The 545-nt window shown below is 26.4% G+C and carries 1 protein-coding gene; it reads left to right on the top strand.

Annotation, left to right across the window (positions count from 1 at the left end; translation table 11 throughout):
- The first annotated feature begins 188 nt into the window (after positions 1-188).
- Positions 189-338 (top strand): hypothetical protein, encoded by a 150-nt coding sequence (locus tag FD33_RS12725; protein ID WP_156407849.1) that lies wholly within the window; start codon positions 189-191, stop codon positions 336-338.
- Positions 339-545: the final 207 nt, after the last annotated feature.

Raw genomic sequence — 545 nt, 5'->3', positions numbered from 1 at the left:
GTTTTTATTTTGTCATTTTTCTAAAGTGGCTAACTTGATTATAAAATTCGCCAAAAATATAAACTATAACAAAATCAAAATTTGGTTTTGTTATTTTTTTGTTTTTCAATTGCGATAATTCAATTGAAAATCTATAATGTAATCGATTTTAATGAATTGAATTTTAATTTTATGAAGGGGAATGAAAAATGAATGAGGATGCTTCCAAAGTTGTCTCAGTCGAGATGTTACCGGATTTTTCTTTGATGATTGAATATAGTGATGGTACAAAAGAACATGCTAAAAGCATTCTTAGCGATGGTTTGGTCGGACCAGACGATTCTTTTAAAAATAAATAACATAAAATTTGAATTTTTTTGAAACCCCTCTAATTTCACAACATATAATTTGACGTGATAGAATTAAAGAATATTAGATGGTTTATGGTCTTTAATATAGTAAGGATGGGGATTTCTATTCTAAAAATTCAAAATGGTATCAGTAAATTTATTTTCGAAAATTACAAGAACAAGTTAGCCACTTGTCCAAAAAATAAATACGAAATA

This window comes from Companilactobacillus paralimentarius DSM 13238 = JCM 10415 (assembly GCF_001434985.1).
In the GTDB taxonomy this organism is placed as follows: domain Bacteria; phylum Bacillota; class Bacilli; order Lactobacillales; family Lactobacillaceae; genus Companilactobacillus; species Companilactobacillus paralimentarius.
The sequence above is the reverse complement of the archived record's forward strand: the minus strand, read 5'-3'. Positions and strand labels throughout refer to the sequence as shown.

Bases quoted from the DNA above. Each gene is read 5' to 3' on its own strand.
- FD33_RS12725 (WP_156407849.1), top strand. From the start codon at position 189: ATGAATGAGGATGCTTCCAAAGTTGTCTCAGTCGAGATGTTACCGGAT.